General features: G+C 70.5%; 17 protein-coding genes. 9 read left to right on the forward strand and 8 right to left on the reverse strand.

What is annotated here, in order from left to right; genetic code table 11:
• Positions 1 to 219: 219 nt before the first annotated feature.
• Positions 220 to 1470 carry an Ig-like domain-containing protein gene (locus AB0I51_RS45970; protein ID WP_362985082.1) on the reverse strand — a complete coding sequence of 417 codons (1251 nt, stop codon included), beginning with the start codon at positions 1468 to 1470 and terminating at the stop codon, positions 220 to 222.
• A gap of 209 nt (positions 1471 to 1679) precedes the next feature.
• Entirely contained in the window at positions 1680 to 2033 is a 354-nt protein-coding gene (locus AB0I51_RS45975; protein WP_317886310.1) for a hypothetical protein, read from the reverse strand.
• A gap of 130 nt (positions 2034 to 2163) precedes the next feature.
• Here AB0I51_RS45975 and AB0I51_RS45980 point away from each other — a divergent pair, with 130 nt between their 5' ends.
• The gene (locus AB0I51_RS45980; protein WP_362985111.1) at positions 2164 to 2457 is read left to right on the forward strand and encodes an LAETG motif-containing sortase-dependent surface protein; all 294 of its coding nucleotides are present in this window, start codon (positions 2164 to 2166) and stop codon (positions 2455 to 2457) included.
• A gap of 41 nt (positions 2458 to 2498) precedes the next feature.
• Complete coding sequence (locus tag AB0I51_RS45985) at positions 2499 to 3314, forward strand: hypothetical protein (RefSeq protein ID WP_362985085.1); 816 nt, start codon at positions 2499 to 2501, stop codon at positions 3312 to 3314.
• A gap of 42 nt (positions 3315 to 3356) precedes the next feature.
• On the opposite strand, the gene hutH is transcribed toward AB0I51_RS45985, so the two are convergent.
• From hutH to AB0I51_RS46000, 3 genes are all read right to left on the reverse strand, one after another.
• Positions 3357 to 4925 carry a histidine ammonia-lyase gene (hutH, locus tag AB0I51_RS45990; protein ID WP_362985113.1) on the reverse strand — a complete coding sequence of 523 codons (1569 nt, stop codon included), beginning with the start codon at positions 4923 to 4925 and terminating at the stop codon, positions 3357 to 3359.
• A 258-nt stretch (positions 4926 to 5183) separates the two neighbouring features.
• Positions 5184 to 6329, reverse strand: coding sequence for a sensor domain-containing diguanylate cyclase (locus AB0I51_RS45995; RefSeq protein ID WP_362985087.1), 1146 nt, complete (start codon positions 6327 to 6329; stop codon positions 5184 to 5186).
• Between the two features lie 76 nt (positions 6330 to 6405).
• Complete coding sequence (locus tag AB0I51_RS46000; RefSeq protein ID WP_362985089.1) at positions 6406 to 7200, reverse strand: enoyl-CoA hydratase-related protein; 795 nt, start codon at positions 7198 to 7200, stop codon at positions 6406 to 6408.
• A 146-nt stretch (positions 7201 to 7346) separates the two neighbouring features.
• On the opposite strand from AB0I51_RS46000, the gene AB0I51_RS46005 reads away from it, so the two are divergent.
• Positions 7347 to 7964, forward strand: a complete 618-nt coding sequence (locus AB0I51_RS46005) for a hypothetical protein (RefSeq protein ID WP_362985091.1) — start codon at positions 7347 to 7349, stop codon at positions 7962 to 7964.
• Between the two features lie 82 nt (positions 7965 to 8046).
• A complete protein-coding gene (locus AB0I51_RS46010; RefSeq protein WP_362985093.1) occupies positions 8047 to 8439 on the forward strand; it encodes an ester cyclase in 393 nt (130 codons plus the stop codon).
• Between the two features lie 16 nt (positions 8440 to 8455).
• Here AB0I51_RS46010 and AB0I51_RS46015 read toward each other — a convergent pair whose 3' ends face one another.
• Positions 8456 to 9610, reverse strand: a complete 1155-nt coding sequence (locus AB0I51_RS46015; RefSeq protein WP_362985095.1) for an adenylate/guanylate cyclase domain-containing protein — start codon at positions 9608 to 9610, stop codon at positions 8456 to 8458.
• A 118-nt stretch (positions 9611 to 9728) separates the two neighbouring features.
• On the reverse strand, positions 9729 to 10595 hold the full coding sequence (locus tag AB0I51_RS46020; RefSeq protein WP_362985096.1) for a biotin--[acetyl-CoA-carboxylase] ligase: 867 nt from the start codon (positions 10593 to 10595) through the stop codon (positions 9729 to 9731).
• A gap of 111 nt (positions 10596 to 10706) precedes the next feature.
• On the opposite strand from AB0I51_RS46020, the gene AB0I51_RS46025 reads away from it, so the two are divergent.
• From AB0I51_RS46025 to AB0I51_RS46040, 4 genes are all read left to right on the forward strand, one after another.
• Positions 10707 to 12311, forward strand: coding sequence for an acyl-CoA carboxylase subunit beta (locus AB0I51_RS46025; protein ID WP_362985098.1), 1605 nt, complete (start codon positions 10707 to 10709; stop codon positions 12309 to 12311).
• A gap of 10 nt (positions 12312 to 12321) precedes the next feature.
• A complete protein-coding gene (locus tag AB0I51_RS46030) occupies positions 12322 to 12531 on the forward strand; it encodes an acyl-CoA carboxylase subunit epsilon (protein ID WP_362985100.1) in 210 nt (69 codons plus the stop codon).
• Positions 12532 to 12666: 135 nt separating this feature from the next.
• Positions 12667 to 12798 (forward strand): hypothetical protein, encoded by a 132-nt coding sequence (locus AB0I51_RS46035; protein WP_362985102.1) that lies wholly within the window; start codon positions 12667 to 12669, stop codon positions 12796 to 12798.
• A 36-nt stretch (positions 12799 to 12834) separates the two neighbouring features.
• Positions 12835 to 13455 (forward strand): nucleoside triphosphate pyrophosphatase, encoded by a 621-nt coding sequence (locus AB0I51_RS46040; protein WP_362985104.1) that lies wholly within the window; start codon positions 12835 to 12837, stop codon positions 13453 to 13455.
• Positions 13456 to 13461: 6 nt separating this feature from the next.
• Here AB0I51_RS46040 and AB0I51_RS46045 read toward each other — a convergent pair whose 3' ends face one another.
• A complete protein-coding gene (locus tag AB0I51_RS46045) occupies positions 13462 to 13965 on the reverse strand; it encodes a hypothetical protein (RefSeq protein ID WP_362985106.1) in 504 nt (167 codons plus the stop codon).
• 399 nt (positions 13966 to 14364) lie between these two features.
• Between AB0I51_RS46045 and AB0I51_RS46050 the strand changes: the two genes are divergently transcribed.
• Positions 14365 to 14436 (forward strand): biotin carboxylase N-terminal domain-containing protein (locus AB0I51_RS46050; RefSeq protein WP_308314065.1); only part of this gene is annotated, 72 nt, incomplete at its 3' end.

Below are 14436 nucleotides of genomic sequence, written 5' to 3' on the forward strand. Positions count from 1 at the left end.
TAGGGAGGCGGCCTTTTTTCTTTACCCGGAACCGCCCCGCTACGGGCCGGGCCCCGAGGAGAGGGGCCCGGAACAAGGGAGGCGCACCCGAGGTACGTCACGTTCCGTATGCTAATGCCAACTCTCCGCCCCCATGGACCACTTGACTTCCGCAACGCAAAAGGCGGCCGCCCCGCCAGGGGCAACCGCCTTCAAGCGAACCAGAGTTGACAGGTCAGGTCAGACCGCCGAACCCGCCTTCCACTGCGCCCAGTCCATGTTCCAGCCGTTGAGGCCGTTGTCCGGGGACACCGTCTTGTCGCCGGTGTTGGAGATGACGACCACGTCACCCACGATCGAGTTGTTGTAGAACCACGCCGCCGGCATGTTCTTGTCGCCGGCGCCCTTCACGTCCTGGAGGCCGACGCAGCCGTGGCTGGTGTTGACGCTGCCGAAGACCGACGGCGAGCCCCAGTAGTTGCCGTGGATGAACGTGCCGGAGCTGGTGAGGCGGATGGCGTGGGGGACGTCCTTGATGTCGTACTCGCCCTTGCCGTCGTCGTCCGTGAAGCCGACCGTCGCGCCGTTCATCCGGGTCTGGACGAACTTCTCGGACATCACCATCTGGCCGTTGTACGTGGTGTGTTCGGGGGAACCGGCCGAGATCGGGATGGTCTTGACGACCTTGCCGTCCTGTTCCACCTTCATCTGCTTCGTCTTCGCGTCCACGTACGAGACCTGGTTGCGGCCGATGTGGAAGGTGACCGTCTTCTGCTGCACGCCGTAGACCCCGGAGGCACCCTCGACGCCGTCGAGCGCGAGCTTCAGCGTGACGGTGGAGTTCTCCTTCCAGTAGTCCTCGGGGCGGCAGTCCATGCGCTGGGTGTTGAACCAGTGGCAGACGACTTCCTGGCCGCTGGTGGAGGTGACCGTGATGCCCTTCTGGACGGCCGCCTTGTTGGTGATCGCCTTGTTGAAGTTGATCGAGACCGGCATGCCGACGCCGACCGTGGAACCGTCCTCGGGAGTGAAGTTCCCTATGAAGCTGTTGGCCGGGGAGACCGTGGTGAAGGAGGCGTTCTCGTGGGCCGCCAGACCTGCGGAGTCCTTCGCGGTCGCGGCGACCTTGTAGGTCGTGGAGCGCTCCAGCTGGGCGCTGGGCTTCCAGCTGAGCTTGTCGGCGGAGATGGTGCCCGCGACGGCCTTGCCGTCCGCCGTCGTCATCGTCACGGCCGTGAGCGTGCCCTTGCTGACGGTGACCGTGGCCGAGTTGTTGATGGAGGCGTTGTCCGAACCGTCCGCCGGTGTGATCTTGATCTGGGCCTCGGACGACTTCTTCGCCGCCGCCTCGTCGGCCTTCGACTGTGAGCTCTGGCTCGAGTCGCTGCCGGACGACTTGTCGTCGCTGCCGGAACACGCCGTGAGCACGAGCACACCGCCGAGCAGTGCGGACGCGGCCACAAGACCCCTGCGCCGCTTACTGTCCGTCATCACACGCTTCTCCATCGTTGCCGAATCACCAAAAACCCGAGCGCCCCGTTAAACAGTTCTTAAGAATCCAACGCTACGACTGGTGCGTCCCGTTCCGCTTACCCACCATGTGTGGGGCACACCACGTCCACTGTGACGCCCGGAACCGTTGAGACGACGAAACCCCGGACAGCGGTTGCCGCCCGGGGTCACACGCTCCCGCGCACAACTCAGCCGACCACTGCCGTCCCGTCTGCTTCCTCATCGCCGTCGACATCATCCTCGTCGAGGTCCCAATCCGGCGAATCCGGGTCGTAGTCGATCTCCTCACTGCTCCATGAGGCCTGGGCCAGTTCGACCCCGGGCATCTCGCCGACCAGGTCGAACGGGTCCACGAGATAGGCGAGGGCCTCGGCGGTGTCTTCCGTCACAGCGCTCTCGGCGTGCACCCGTTCGTCACCGGGCAGTTCCGGATCGTCGGCGATCTTGGCCAGCGCGGCCTTGGTCACGGCGTCCTCGTTCTCGACCTCAAGAACGAGTTCGACACGAAGGCGTACAAAACGTGATGTCTCTGGAGTGGTCATGCCGGGAGCGTACGGCCCACAGCTCCCGTGACTTTCCCACGACCCGCAGAGTTCATTAGCATCGCTCCACACGGCCAATTCGCCAGCGCCACAAGGGGATCGATATTCCGTGTCAACCGCTCGCCGAACGATGCTGACCGCCACCGCCGCGGGCACCCTGCTGGGCGCCCTGTGGTTCGTCCCCTCCGCCAACGCGACGGTGACCGACCAGGTGAGAGTGGAGACTTCGGCGACGCCAACCTCCCAGGTCACCCAGCAGGCAAGGGTGACCTCGTCGGCCGTCACCACCTACTCCGACGACACCCAACTCGCCGACACCGGAAGCCCGGACACCACGCCGTACATCGTCGGCGGGACCATTTTCCTCGGTCTCGGCGCCGGTTTCGTGGCGTATTCGGTGCGGCGGGAGCGCCTCGGGTTTTAAGTTGCTTGACTCTTACTTGACTCAAGCTTCATAGTCCGCTCATGAAGAGATCATCGGGCATACGGCTGTGCGCCACCGTCGCGGTGGGCGCGCTGTCGCTGGCCCTCATCACCGGCTGCTCCGACGGCGGTTCGGACACCGCGAAGAGCGCCGACGCCAAGAGCAGTGCCGAAGGCACCACCAAGAACTCCGCGAAGGCGCTCAGCGCCGCCGAGTTGCAGAAGCTGGCCCTCGTGAAGGGCGATGTCGCCGGCTACGAGGTCGGGTCGGTCGGCAAGACGTACCCCGCGACCAAGAGCGCCGTCACCGTCGACAAGGCGCAGTGCCGCCCGCTGGCCTGGGCCATGGCCGGACAGGCACCGGGCGACGCGGCCACGGCCACGAACAGGCTGGTCACCGAGGCGAAGAAGACCTCCGCCACCCCGTCCAAGTCCGTGGAGGACCTGAGCGAGGAGGAGTTCGAGGACGCGTTCGGTTCCGCCCTGGACCGCACCACCACCGTCGTCGGGCTGTCCTCGTACGACGGCGACGGCGCCGAGAAGACGTTCAAGGCCGTCTCCGACGCGGTCAAGAGCTGCGCCGGCGGCTTCACCCTCCTCCCGGGCTCCGACGGCACGAAGTACACCGGGGTCGCGGCCGAGAAGGCCTCGGACACCGGCGACGAGTCGGTGGCGTTCGGCGCGAGCGCCGTGATGGAGGACACCGGCGGCAAGACGGGCACTGTGCACACCGAGGTGGTGCGGCACGGCAGCACCCTCGTCACGTACTACACGGTCAACCTCGGCGCCCTGATGTCGCAGAAGGCCTACGCCATCCCGGCCGCGGTGGTCACCGCCCAGTCCGCCAAGCTGAAGTGACGTACGGGGCCCGGCCGTTGCCAAGGCCGGGCCCCGACTCCCCTACTGCAACGGCCCGGTGACCTTCTCCACGGATTCCACGACCTGCCCGTCGCGCACGAACGCCTCCGCCGCGGCCAGGTCGGGAGACAGGAACCGGTCCGGCCCCGGACCCTCGACGCCCGCCGCGCGTACGGCGTCGATGACCGCCCGGGACGCGGGCGCCGGGGACAGACCTGCGCGCAACTCCACCGCGCGCGTGGCCGCGTACAGCTCCACCGCGATGATCCGGGTGAGGTTGCCGACGGCGGTGCGCAGCTTGCGCGCGGCCGACCAGCCCATGGAGACGTGGTCCTCCTGCATGGCGGAGGACGGGATCGAGTCGGCGGAGGCCGGTACGGCCAGCCGCTTCATCTCGCTGACCAGCGCGGCCTGCGTGTACTGGGCGATCATCAGCCCGGAGTCGACACCGGCGTCGTCGGCGAGGAACGGCGGCAGCCCGTGCGAGCGGTTCTTGTCGAGCAGCCGGTCGGTACGGCGCTCGGCGATCGAACCGAGGTCGGCGGCGGCGATGGCGAGGAAGTCGAGGACGTAAGCCACGGGCGCGCCATGGAAGTTCCCGTTGGACTCGACCCGACCTCCCCCAGAGCCAAAAGCCTGGGAGGTGCCCCCAGGCAGCACAACAGGGTTGTCGACGGCGGACGCCAACTCCCGCTCCGCGACCAACCGGGCATGCGCGATGGTGTCCCGCCCGGCACCCGCGACCTGCGGAGCACACCGCACCGAATACGCGTCCTGAACCCGGGGAGCATCGTCCTGGTGATGCCCGGTGAGCTCCGAACCGTCAAGCACGGCAAGCATGTTGGCGGCGCTCGCGGCCTGCCCGGGATGCGGGCGGATGGCGTGCAGCTCGGGCGCGAGCACCTTGTCGGTACCGAGCAGCGCCTCCAGCGACAGCGCAGCCGTGACGTCGGCGGACTTGTAGAGCATGTCGAGGTCGGCGAGCGCCATGACCAGCATGCCGAGCATGCCGTCGGTGCCGTTGAGAAGGGCGAGGCCCTCCTTCTCCCGCAGTTCGACAGGCGCGATCCCGGCTTGCGCCAGCAGCTCACCGGCGGGCCGGACCACCCCGTCCGGGCCTTCCGCGTCACCCTCGCCCATGAGCGTGAGCGCGCAGTGCGAGAGCGGGGCGAGGTCACCGGAGCACCCGAGAGAGCCGTACTCATGCACAACGGGGGTGATCCCGGCGTTGAGCACATCGGCCATGGTCTGGGCGACCTCGGGCCGCACACCGGTGTGCCCCGAGCAGACGGTCTTGAGCCGCAGGAACATCAGGGCCCGAACGACCTCCCGCTCCACCCGCGGCCCCATCCCCGCGGCATGCGAGCGGACGATGTTGCGCTGCAGCTGGGCCCGCAGCTCCGGGCTGATGTGCCGGGACGCCAGGGCCCCGAAGCCGGTGCTCACGCCGTACACGGGTTCCGGTTTGGCCGCGAGCGCGTCCACGATCTCGCGCGCCGCCGCGAGCGCCGCGAAGGCCTCGCCCGAAAGCTCGATCCGGGCGCCCCCACGCGCCACGGCAAGAACGTCGGACGCGGTGACCCCCGACGTCCCCACCACCACAGTGTGCATATCCATATTCAGGAGCGTACGCATTGAATGCGGCAGTGTCACTACCGGGGGGCCGGTTGAACCCTTACAGATAGGTCACTGGGCCGAGCGTCCCGGCAGCCGTGTACGGCGCGAAGGCGACGCGTCGGGCGGTGTCCGCCCGCAGCGGTCGGCGCGTCAACACCGCCGCAATCTCGAGTGACCGATTCCGCGCCGTTCCGAGGACGGATACCCCCCGACACGGCGCCGACCCACAACGAACCGCACGCGCCCCACCCCTCACGCCCGCCGCCCCCGGAACCGCCGCCGCTCCGCCGGCATCTCCGGGGTCGGCGAGTCCGCGAGCCGCACCACCGGATCGTCCGGGCCGTCCCGCCCGGCAACTACCGGCCAATCTGCGCGCAGCGCCTTCGCACGGTACTGGGCCGCGTCCGCCAGCCGGAACAGCCGGCGGCCGGACCGTACCGCCCCGATCGGGTCCTCGGTCGACGCGACCCCGCAGGCGACCCCCTCGCCGAGCTCCAACTCGGCGGCGCGGCGGCACAGTTCGCCCGCCGCGTCGACCACCTCGTCGGCGGGCGGCCCGACCGCGAGCAGACAGAACTCGTCCCCGCCGAGCCGCGCGGCCAGCGCGCCCGGCAGCATCGCCCCGCACAGCGACAGCACCGACCCGAAGCGTTCGAGCAGCCGGTCACCGACCGCGTGCCCCTGGGTGTCGTTGACGCGCTTGAGTCCGTTGAGGTCGCACACGACGAGGCTGACCACGACCCCGTCGCGCCGGTGCCGCTCGACCGCCTCGTCGAGCCGTACGTCGACCGCACGGCGGTTGGCGAGACCCGTGAGCGCGTCCGTGAACGCCAGCCGCCGCGCCTCCTCCAGCCGCTCGGTCTGCGCGATCCCCGCCGCGACGACGGACGCCAGCACGGTCGCGAAGTCGGCGTCGGCCCGGTCGAACACGGTCGCGCCGACCGGCCGCGCCACATACAACTCGCCCCAGGCCCGCCCGTGCAGCACGATCGGGGCGACCACACAACATCCGCGCCTACGACGCCGTAGCGCCGCCACGCGCTGGTGGCAGTAGCCGGGGCTGCCCGCGGCCGGGCCCTCGGCGGTCTCGACCCAGGCGTTGGGCTCGCCGCCGCCGGCCCAGCGCTCGTGCAGGAACTCGGTGATCTCGGGGAACTGGTGCACCGGATAGGTCTCGCCGTCCGGGAACTCCTCCTCGCCCGCCGCCCGCTCCCCCACGTTCACGAGGACCCGCAGCCGGCCCAGCTCCCGCTCCCACACCGACAGCGCGGCGAAACTCCCGTCCAGCGCCCGGCACGCCCCGGCCGCCGCCGCCCGCCAGGACTCGCGCGGGGTGTGCGCCGCCGCCATCCCCTGCGCGAGCTCCACCACGGCGGCCAGCCGCCTGTCCTCACCCATCACCCCAGGCTAGGGAGGTTTGGCGCATATCGGGACATTGATGCGGCGAACAGGTGTCTACGCGCGACAGCCGCCCCTACTCACCGGGCCACTGCGGCTTCCGCTTCTCGTTGAACGCCGCCACGCCCTCCGCCCGGTCCCCCGAGAACGCCACCGACCGCCACGCCGCGTCCTCGACCTCAAGGCCCGCACGCAGGTCCAGCCCGTGTCCGAGCCGCAGCGCCCGCTTGGCCGCCCGCAGGCCTACCGGCGAGTTCGCTGCGATGCGGGCACCCAGGGCGAGTGCCTCCTCGCGGTCCCGGCCGGCCTCCACCAGGGTGTCCACGAGCCCCAGTCCCGCCGCCTCGGACGCCTCCAACCGCCGTGCGGTGAAGACGAGTTCGGCCGCCCGGGCCGCACCCACCCGGCGGGGCAGCAGCTGCGTACCACCGCCGCCCGGGATGACGCCCACCGACACCTCCGGCAGCCCCACCACGGCCGTGGCGTCGGCCACGATCAGGTCGCAGGACAGGGCGAGTTCGAAGCCGCCGCCCAGCGCGAAGCCGTGCACGGCGGCGATCGCCGGCATCGGGAGTTCCAGGACGCCGGTGTACGCGCCCCGGGCGACCGGCCGCTGCCGTACGAGCTCCGCGTCGGTGAGCGAGTTGCGCTCCTTCAGGTCGGCGCCGACGCAGAAGGCCCGCTCGTGCGACGAGGTCAGCACGGTGACGCGGACGTCCCGGTCCGCCGCCAGCGCCGTACAGGCCGCGGCGATGGACCCGGCCATCGCGGTGGAGACGGCGTTCATGGCCTTGGGCCGGTCCAGGACGAGTTCCGCGACGTGGTCGTGCCGCCGCACCAGCACGAACTCCCCGAACCGTTCCTCGCTCATGACACCCTCCTGGTTAACGTGGGTTAACAGAACTGGTCCCGATCATCGCACGGGCCTTCCCCGTTCGGGTGACATCCCGCCCAACTCCCGCCGCACCGCCCGGAGAAGCGCATAACGTGCGTCCGCCACACGACAGGGGAGGGATCGTGACGACGACCACGAAGGCGGAGCCGGCCGAGGCCACCGCGGACATCGAGCCACCCCTTCCCCGGACCACGCGCGGCCGGCACCGCCGCCCCCGCCCCCGCAAGGTCCTGCTCGCCGTCGGCGGACTCGCCGTGGCCGCCGGGGTGCTGAGCCTCGTACGGCTGACGCCCGACTCGGGGGTCGGCGGGGTGGGCACGGCGGAGGCCGAGCCGAGCCCGGACGTGGACGCGGAGCAGAGCGCCGGGCACCCGGCCAACGCCGCGGCCACGATCAGCGCCGACCCGACGGCGATCCCCTCCGCGATGCCCTCGGCCACCTCGGTGATGGGCGGCGCGAGCGCGACCCCGACCACCGCCTCCGGCGTCGTACCGACTCCGTACACGACGGCGGCACCCACGCCCCTGCCGGAGACGACGACGGCGCCCGACACGCCACAGCCGCAGGCACCGGTCACGGCACCGGGCCCCCCGGCTCCCGCGACGAGCGCCGCCCCGGAGCCGACACCCACCCCGACCCCGGGCCGGCCCGCCGACTCCCCTGCCCCGGCGCCGAGTCGGCCGAGTCTGTGCGTGCCGATCATCGGGCTCTGCGTGGACCCGCTGGTCCACCGTGACTGAGCGGAAAGCCACCCGTTTGTGGACGGCGTGAGACTGAAGACATGAACGCATCGGACACCACCCTCGCCAGAACAAGGACCTTGTGCGCGCGTTCATCGACGCACTGTTCACAAAGGGCGACCTCGGCGCGGTCGACGAGTACCTCGCCGAGGACTTCGTCGACCACGACCCGCCGTTCAACGGGCCCGGCGACCGCGAAGGCTTCCGCACCGCCGGCGCGCTGTTCCGGGAGGCGTGTCCCGACTGGCACAGCGAGCCGGACCTGCTGACCGCCGAGGACGACCTGGTCGTGGAGCACTTCACCGCCGCCGGGACGCAACGCGGTGAGCTGCTCGGGGTGCCCGCCCCGGCCGAAGGCCGCCCCCTGACCCTGCACGGGACCAACATCTTCAGGATCCGGGACGCCCACATCGTGGAGCGGTGGAACCGGCCCGACGAACTCGGCATCCTGCGCCAGTTGGGAATCGCCCCCTAGCAAAAAGCTCCGAGGGCTACGCCGGGGACGAGTCCCGGCGGGTGAGGAGCCAGGGTTCGACCACGCCCAGGCCGCGCACCGGGCGCTGCCACATCGGCTGGAGCGCGAAGCGGTACGTCGGGGGCTCCTCGCCCTCCTTCTCGGCGGTGGCCGCGGCCTCGGCGGCCTCCGCCTCGGAGGCGGGGGCCTCGCCGCTGCGGATGAGCTCCTCGGCGAAAGCGCTGTCGACGAGGACAGCGTCGCGGGGAGCTATCGAGGTCAGGCGGGAGGCGAGGTTGACCGTCGTGCCGAAGACGTCGCCCATGCGGGTCGTGACCGTGCCGAAAGCGATGCCGACGCGGAGTTCGGGCATGGTCTCGTCGTGGGCCATGGTCTCGATCAGGCGCAGCGCGATCTCGGCGGCGACCCCGGCGTCGTCCGCGGAGAAGAGAACCTCGTCGCCGAGGGTCTTGATGAGCCGGCCGCCGCGCGCGGCCACCAGGTCGGCGGCGGTGGTCTCGAAGGCCTCGACGAGTTCGCCGAGTTCTTCTTCCTCCATGCGGCGGGTCAGCCGTGTGAAGCCCACCAGGTCGGCGAAGCCCACTGCCAGGCGCCGGTCGACCATCTCCTCGTCGTCACTGGCCTGGACGACCCGGCCGGCCGAGGCGGCGAGCTGGCGCCGCCAGACGTAGACGAGGAACTCCTCCAGCTCGGGCAGCAGCAGCTCGATGATCGGGTACGTCACCTCGGTGCGGGACATGCCGGGCTCGGGCGGCTCGGTCAGGCCCTCCAGGAACGAGTCCATCTGCCAGCCCGCCAGCCGGGCTGTGGTCTGCCCGGTGGAGCGGGCCACCTGCACGGCCATCGCCTCGCTCAGCAGCCCCGCCTCGACCAGACCGGCCAGGCGGCGCAGCGCGAGGACGTCCGCCTCCGTGAACGCCTTGGCCTGGCCGACGTCGGCGAAGCCCATGGCCCGCCAGAAACGGGTGGCCAGCTCCATGGAGACACCGGCGGTACGGGCCGCCTGGAACGGCGTGTAGCGGCGCTCCGCGCCCAGGATCAGCCCTTCGAGGCGCAGCGCGAGGGGGTCTTCGCCGGGATCGGCGGCATAGGGGTCAACCCGGCCACCGGCGGCATCGGGGTCCACCCGGCCGTCCGCGTCCGCGCCGGAGCCCGTGTCGTCGACGGTCACGCCTGCTGCCCTTCCGATCTGCCACGGTCAGGTATCGACCGGGCCCAATGCTACGGCAGGTGTGGGCCAGCTCACTCCGTGAGTCACGTGGACAAAGCTGTCACAAGAGCGGTCGGGGTCACGCGGGGCGCAGGTGCACGATGTCGCCCGCCCCTACGGGTTCCTGCACTCCGTCCTCCGTCGCGAGGACCAGCCGCCCGTCCCCGTCGATCGCGACGGCCTCCCCGGTGATCGACCGGTCCCCGGGCAGCTCGGCCCGGACGACCCGGCCGAGCGTGGCGCAGCCGGCCGCGTAGGTCTCCTGGAGGCCGCTCACGGCCGGGTCCCCGCCCGCCTCGCGCCACTTGTCGTACCACTGCTCCAGGGACCGCAGAACCGCCCGCAGCAGGGGATCGCGGTCCGTGGTGACGGCCCCGGCCAGGGCCAGGGAGGCCGCCTGGGGCACGGGCAGCTCGTCCTCGCGCAGGGTGACGTTGATGCCGACGCCGATGATCACGGCGTCGTCCCCGGCGCGCTCGGCGAGGATGCCGCCGGCCTTGCGCTCCTCGCCACCGACAGTCACCAGCAGGTCGTTGGGCCACTTGAGTGCCGTGTCGACGCCGGCCGAGCGGGACAGGCCGGTGGCGACGGCGACACCGGTGAGCAGCGGGAGCCAGCCCCAGCGGGACACGGGGACGTCGCCCGGCTCCAGGAGGACGGAGAAGAAGAGCCCGGAGCGGGCCGGTGCCGTCCACTGCCGGTCGAGCCGCCCGCGCCCGGAGGTCTGTTCCTCGGCGACCAGGACGGCACCCTCGGCGGCCTTGCCCGCGGCGGCCAGCGCGACGAGGTCGGAGTTGGTGGAACCGGTGGACTGCACGACCTCCACACCGGTCCACAGCCCGCCCTCCCGGACGAGCCCGCGCCGCAGCGCACCAGGGTTGAGGGGCGGCCGTTCCAGATCGGACCAACGGCTGCTGTTCTCGTCTGAGGCATCTCGCGGCGTCATGCAAGCCACCCTAGGTGTGTTGTACGCCGCACTGCCGATCGGTAGGCCCACCACTACTCTACGAATGAGTAACCGTCCCCCCTTTTGAGCAGGCAGGGAGCCGTAATCCCGATGTCCGAGCCGGAAGCGTCTCAAGAGATCGACATCCACACCACCGCCGGGAAGATCGCGGATCTTCGGCGCCGCACCCAGGAGGCGACGCACGCGGGCTCGGAGCGCGCGGTCGAAAAACAGCACGCCAAGGGCAAGTTGACGGCCCGTGAGCGGATCGACCTGCTCCTCGACGAGGACTCCTTCGTCGAGTTCGACGAGTTCACCCGGCACCGGTCCACCGACTTCGGCCTGGAGAAGAACCGCCCCTACGGCGACGGTGTCGTCTCCGGCTACGGCACGGTCGACGGCCGCCCCGTCGCCGTGTTCTCCCAGGACTTCACGGTCTTCGGCGGCGCCCTGGGCGAGGTCTACGGCCAGAAGATCGTCAAGGTGATGGACTTCGCGCTGAAGACCGGCTGCCCGGTCATCGGCATCAACGACTCCGGCGGCGCCCGCATCCAGGAGGGCGTGGCCTCACTGGGCGCCTACGGCGAGATCTTCCGCCGCAACACCCACGCGAGCGGTGTCGTCCCGCAGATCAGCCTGGTCGTCGGCCCGTGCGCGGGCGGGGCCGTCTACTCCCCCGCGATCACCGACTTCACGGTGATGGTCGACCAGACCTCGCACATGTTCATCACCGGCCCCGACGTCATCAAGACGGTCACCGGCGAGGACGTGGGCTTCGAGGAACTGGGCGGCGCGCGCACCCACAACTCCGTGTCAGGCGTGGCCCATCACATGGCGGGCGACGAGAAGGACGCGATCGAGTACGTCAAGCAGCTGCTGTCGTACCTGCCCTCCAACAACCTGTCCGAGCCCCCGGCGTTCCCGGAGGAGGCGGACCTCGCCGTCACGGACGAGGACCGCGAGCTGGACACCCTGGTCCCGGACAGCGCGAACCAGCCGTACGACATGCACACGGTGATCGAACACGTCCTGGACGACGCCGAGTTCTTCGAGACGCAGCCGCTGTTCGCGCCGAACATCCTCACCGGTTTCGGCCGGGTCGAGGGCCGCCCGGTGGGCGTCGTCGCGAACCAGCCCATGCAGTTCGCGGGCTGCCTGGACATCGACGCGTCCGAGAAGGCGGCGCGCTTCGTCCGCACCTGCGACGCGTTCAACGTCCCGGTCCTCACCTTCGTCGACGTCCCCGGCTTCCTCCCGGGCGTCGACCAGGAGCACTACGGCATCATCCGCAGAGGCGCGAAGCTGATCTACGCGTACGCGGAGGCAACCGTCCCGCTCATCACGGTCATCACCCGCAAGGCCTTCGGCGGCGCCTACGACGTCATGGGCTCCAAGCACCTGGGCGCCGACCTCAACCTCGCCTGGCCGACCGCCCAGATCGCCGTCATGGGCGCCCAGGGCGCGGTCAACATCCTGCACCGCCGCACGCTCGCCGAGGCGGAGGCGGCCGGCGAGGACCTGGACTCGGTGCGCGCCCGCCTCATCCAGGAGTACGAGGACACCCTCCTCAACCCCTACATCGCGGCCGAGCGCGGCTACATCGACGCGGTGGTCCTCCCCTCCGACACCCGCCGCCACGTCGTACGGGGCCTGCGCCAGCTCCGCACCAAGCGCGAGTCCCTGCCCCCGAAGAAGCACGGCAACATCCCCCTGTAAAGGAGCCGTTGTGACGATCAAGGTCGTACGGGGCAACCCGACCCCCGAGGAGCTGGCCGCCGCCCTGGCGGTGGTCAGGGCCCGCGCCGCGGCGGCGACATCGACGCCACCCGGCGCACCGAGGCAGCGGGACGCGTGGTCCGACCCGGCACGGATCGCGGGCGCGAGGCTGCCCCACCCGGGCCCGACTGCATGGACCCGCACATTCTGGCCGGGCTAGGGGGATCCACTTGAGGGGCGCGGGGCCGTGTCCATATGCGGCTCCGCCGCGTGGGCGCACGGAGCGACAACCCCGGGCACCAATTTGAGTACCCGTACTCAGGCGGTGCCCCCCGCCAAGCCCCACGCTGGTGACATGCTGTGGTCCGACCCTGACAACGAGCCTCCCAAAGAACTGCGGGAGACAGAGCTCATGTTGCGGCGGCTCGGAATACTCATGGCACTCGCGATGGTGCTGGCGATGATCGTGATCGGGCTGTCGGGCTGAGGCGAGCGCCGGGGGCGCCGCCGATACCCTGGCCCCATGACAGATCAGCCGCGCCGCCGACTCGTGCTCGCCTCCCAGTCCCCCGCCCGGCTGGGCCTCCTGCGCCAGGCGGGACTGGACCCCGAGGTGATCGTGAGCGGGGTCGACGAGGACGCCGTCTCGGCCCTCACCCCGGCCGACCTCGCCCTCGCCCTCGCCGAGGCGAAGGCCTCTGTCGTGGCCGCCCGACCGGAGGTGCACGGCGCGCTGGTGATCGGCTGCGACTCGGTGCTCGACCTGGACGGCGAGTCCCTCGGCAAACCCGCCGACGCCGAGGAGGCCACCGCCCGCTGGAAGTCGATGCGCGGCCGGGCCGGCACGCTCCAGACCGGCCACTGCGTCTACGACACGACGAGCGGCCGGTACGTGTCGGCGACCGCGTCCACCGTGGTCCGCTTCGGCGAGCCGACCGACGCCGAGGTCGCCGCGTACGTCGCCTCGGGCGAACCCCTTTACGTCGCCGGGGCGTTCACGCTCGACGGCCGTTCGGCGCCGTTCATCGAGGGCATCGACGGCGACCACGGCAACGTGATCGGCATCAGCCTGCCGCTCGTTCGCCGGCTGCTGGGCCAACTGGGCGTCGGCATCACGGAGTTGTGGACGCCTCGAGAGGCGTGACCGGGCTCAGGAGGGGCTGGGGGCCGGCGGCGGAGTGACCGGCGCCGGGTCCTTGTCGGGCTGCTCGGGGGCCTTGGGGTCCGTGGGGTCCGTGGGGTCGTCCTGCGCCGGTGCGGCGTCCGAGGGCCCCTCCAGACGGTCGTAGGTCATCAGAAGCAGGACGACGAGGCCGAGCACCACCACCATGAACACGAACGCGACCTTGTTCACCACCATGGCCCACGCGAACGCGCCCAGCAGTCCGTGCACCACGGCCACGCTGATCAGCAGGATGCGGCCGAGGCCGGCCGGGGCCCGGTCGCGCACCGCGACCAGCAGGGCGACCAGGGCGCACAGGAGGAAGTAGAGGCCGAAGAGGACTCCGCCGACCTTGGAGGAGACGGACATCGCGTCCGGGTCGATACCGGCCAGGGACATGTTCTGGCGGTCGGCGACGATCCCCAGGAACCAGTTCAGCGCCGCTACGCCGAAGGCCTCCACGAAGAGGACGACCGCAAGGATCCATGCCACCGGCCTGCGCACCACCGGCCCCCACCCACTCTCGACCACCGCTCGACCAAAGTTGCCGTGACCCCAAGTACGTTCGAGGCACAGTGAACGCTACTAACGGGTAAACCGCGGGACAAGGGTTGTGGCAGGGGCAAAGAATCATTGGGCCATTCGTAGGGACTCCACAAAGAAACGGCGTGGCGCGCGGCACGCTCTCACAGAGACCTTGACCACACCGGAGGGCTAGGGTTTTACGGAGGAGTCCTGCGTACCGAGGTGCGACAAGGGATTTCGCGGGTCGAGCGGGCCTCGTATCACGCTCCGTGTGGGCAAGCTCACCACAGGGGACGGGTCGATGCGCCGTGTCGGCAGTCCCTAAACTCGGCTTGTTTCAAGGAGGGAGCCTCAATCGTGCGCAAGGTGCTCATCGCCAATCGTGGCGAAATCGCTGTCCGCGTTGCCCGGGCCTGCCGGGATGCCGGGATCGCGAGC

The organism is Streptomyces sp. NPDC050549 (assembly GCF_040655035.1).
Taxonomy (GTDB): Bacteria; Actinomycetota; Actinomycetes; order Streptomycetales; family Streptomycetaceae; genus Streptomyces.

Bases quoted from the DNA above. Each gene is read 5' to 3' on its own strand.
- AB0I51_RS45970 (WP_362985082.1), bottom strand. From the start codon at position 1,470: ATGACGGACAGTAAGCGGCGCAGGGGTCTTGTGGCCGCGTCCGCACTG.
- AB0I51_RS45975 (WP_317886310.1), bottom strand. From the start codon at position 2,033: ATGACCACTCCAGAGACATCACGTTTTGTACGCCTTCGTGTCGAACTC.
- AB0I51_RS45980 (WP_362985111.1), top strand. From the start codon at position 2,164: ATGCTGACCGCCACCGCCGCGGGCACCCTGCTGGGCGCCCTGTGGTTC.
- AB0I51_RS45985 (WP_362985085.1), top strand. From the start codon at position 2,499: ATGAAGAGATCATCGGGCATACGGCTGTGCGCCACCGTCGCGGTGGGC.
- hutH (WP_362985113.1), bottom strand. From the start codon at position 4,925: ATGCACACTGTGGTGGTGGGGACGTCGGGGGTCACCGCGTCCGACGTT.
- AB0I51_RS45995 (WP_362985087.1), bottom strand. From the start codon at position 6,329: ATGGGTGAGGACAGGCGGCTGGCCGCCGTGGTGGAGCTCGCGCAGGGG.
- AB0I51_RS46000 (WP_362985089.1), bottom strand. From the start codon at position 7,200: ATGAGCGAGGAACGGTTCGGGGAGTTCGTGCTGGTGCGGCGGCACGAC.
- AB0I51_RS46020 (WP_362985096.1), bottom strand. From the start codon at position 10,595: ATGACGCCGCGAGATGCCTCAGACGAGAACAGCAGCCGTTGGTCCGAT.
- AB0I51_RS46025 (WP_362985098.1), top strand. From the start codon at position 10,707: ATGTCCGAGCCGGAAGCGTCTCAAGAGATCGACATCCACACCACCGCC.
- AB0I51_RS46035 (WP_362985102.1), top strand. From the start codon at position 12,667: ATGCTGTGGTCCGACCCTGACAACGAGCCTCCCAAAGAACTGCGGGAG.
- AB0I51_RS46040 (WP_362985104.1), top strand. From the start codon at position 12,835: ATGACAGATCAGCCGCGCCGCCGACTCGTGCTCGCCTCCCAGTCCCCC.